The sequence below is a fragment of the Cellulomonas bogoriensis 69B4 = DSM 16987 genome (assembly GCF_000767165.1).
In the GTDB taxonomy this organism is placed as follows: domain Bacteria; phylum Actinomycetota; class Actinomycetes; order Actinomycetales; family Cellulomonadaceae; genus Actinotalea; species Actinotalea bogoriensis.
On record NZ_AXCZ01000297.1, the window covers coordinates 1 to 1,840 of the forward strand.

Here is a 1,840-nt window from a genome sequence, read left to right on the forward strand (position 1 = left end):
GGTTGACGAGCTCCTGGAGCAGCTCGTCGGACGTGGTGATCACCCGCGAGTTCGCCTGGAACCCGCGCTGGGCGATGATCAGGTTGGTGAACTCCGAGGAGAGGTCCACGTTCGACATCTCCAGCGCGCCGCCGGTCAGGCTCCCGCGACCACCGGTACCGGCTGCCCCGACCTGCGGGTCACCGGAGTTCACCGACACCTGGTAGAGGGAGTCCCCGGCCTTCTCCAGGCCCGAGGGGTTCGCGAACGTCGCCAGCGCGACCCGTCCGAGCGGCTGCTTCAGCCCGTTGCTGAACGCGCCCTGCAACGTGCCGTCGGGCTCGATGACGAACGACTGCAACGTCCCGGCTCCACGGCCGTTCTGGTTCGCGGCCTCCACCGTCGTCAGGCCCGCGAAGCCCGTGAGCGTACCCAGGTCGACGGCGATGCCGCCGGCGGTCACGGTGCCGCCACCGGTCAGCTGCCCGCTGGCGTCGAACGTCAGGGCGTGCCCCGTCACCAGGTTCGTTCCGTCGCGGCTGACGTCCAGGCTCCACCCGCCAGCGTTCTTGGTGAACGACAGGCCCAGGGACTGGCGGTTGCCCGCAGCGTCGAACACGTCGACCTCACGGTTCAGGACGGTGCCGTCGGCCGCGTCCGCGGGGAGGTTGCCTGCGAACCCGGCCGCCGTCGTCGCCGAGGCACCCATGAGCGTACCGATCGGCAGGGTCAGGTTCGTCAGCGGCCCGTTGGTGTCGATCGTGCCGTCCGCAGTCGCTCCCCAGCCGCGCACCAGACCACCGTCGGCGGTCACCAGCTGGCCCGAGGCGTCGAAGTCGAACGCACCGGCGCGGGTGTAGAAGTTCTGGCCGCCCTTGCTGACCATGAAGAACCCGTCACCGGAGATCATGATGTCGGTGGACCGGTTGGTCAGCTGGGCCGCGCCCTGCTGGAAGTTGGTGGTGATGCCGGCGGTCCGCACACCGAGCCCGACCTGCGCCGGGTTGGTCCCGCCGACGCCGGCACCGCCGCCACCGGCGTTGGTGAGGACCTGGGACAGGGTGTCCTGGAACTGGGTCTGGGACGCCTTGAAGCCGGTCGTGTTGACGTTGGCGATGTTGTTGCCCGTGACGTCGAGCATGGTCTGGTGCGCCCGCAGGCCGCTGATCCCGGAGAACATCGAACGAAGCATGGGGGGTGGTCCTTTCGGTGGTGCCGCAGCCTGGGTCAGGCGGCAGGTCCGGCGGTGCCGGCAGGGTCGGGGGTGGTGTCGGTCGGCGCAGGAGCGTCCTGCTGGGTCGTGGCGCGGATCATCGAGACGTTGTCGAGGGGGACCTTCCGGTCCCCGACCGTCACGACCGGCACCTTGTCCTCGAAGCTGACGGACGTGGCCACACCGGTGTGGGTGGTGCCGTCGGCGTCGACGAAGCTCACCTGCTGGCCCACCAGCGAGCTGGCCGCGACCCGCATCTGCAGGGCGAAGCTCTCACGCGAGGTGTCCGTCAGGGCGGTCAGCTGCTCCATGGTCGCCAGCTGGGTGGACTGGGCCATCATCTGGCTGGTGTCCATGGGGGCGGTGGGGTCCTGGTTGCGCAGCTGGGCGACCAGGAGGGCGAGGAACACCTCCTTGTCCATCTCCTGCTTGGGTGCGGCGACCGTGCTCGTCGCGTGCAGGGAGGTGGCGGGCGTGGCTGCCGTGGGTGCGATGGTCACCGGGGTGATCTCCTCACAGGACGATGTCGAGGCCGACGTGCGACCCCGGGGACGGGGTGGGCTGGGGGTCGGTGCCGTCAGGTCGGGCGGACGTGCGCTCGCCCTGGGCACCGGGCCGGGCGTGGGGCGCTCGGCCCTCGCCGCCGCG

Annotated in this window: 2 protein-coding genes; both read right to left on the reverse strand. The window is 70.5% G+C overall.

Annotated features, from left to right (window positions below; all coding sequences use genetic code 11):
• Window positions 1-1,171: flagellar hook protein FlgE (locus tag N869_RS14795; protein ID WP_035062917.1), on the reverse strand; the 1,171-nt coding region annotated here is incomplete at its 3' end.
• A 35-nt stretch (window positions 1,172-1,206) separates the two neighbouring features.
• Window positions 1,207-1,692 carry a flagellar hook assembly protein FlgD gene (locus N869_RS14800; protein WP_198026099.1) on the reverse strand — a complete coding sequence of 162 codons (486 nt, stop codon included), beginning with the start codon at window positions 1,690-1,692 and terminating at the stop codon, window positions 1,207-1,209.
• Window positions 1,693-1,840 lie beyond the last annotated feature (148 nt).